We start from the raw sequence: 219 nt of genomic DNA on the forward strand, positions 1-219 counted from the left end.
GGGCAAGGGCCTGCTGGAGGTCCCGACGATCGTCGCGATCGCCCAGAAGCACGGCCGCAGCGCCGCCCAGGTGGTACTGCGCTGGCACCTCCAGACGGGCAACGTGGTGATCCCCAAGTCCGGTGTCCGCGTGTCCTCGCCTGTCCTCGCGTAAGCCGGTACCCGGGAGTCGTTTCATGCCGACGCGCATCGTCCGTTCCGCCGCGCTCACAGCCGCCG

At 70.3% G+C, this 219-nt stretch carries 1 pseudogene; it reads left to right on the forward strand.

What is annotated here, in order from left to right:
• A pseudogene (locus tag NBY69_RS37290) lies at positions 1–121 on the forward strand (aldo/keto reductase); the annotation flags it as partial.
• Positions 122–219 lie beyond the last annotated feature (98 nt).

Source organism: Streptomyces sp. A 4/2, from assembly GCF_940670765.1.
In the GTDB taxonomy this organism is placed as follows: domain Bacteria; phylum Actinomycetota; class Actinomycetes; order Streptomycetales; family Streptomycetaceae; genus Streptomyces.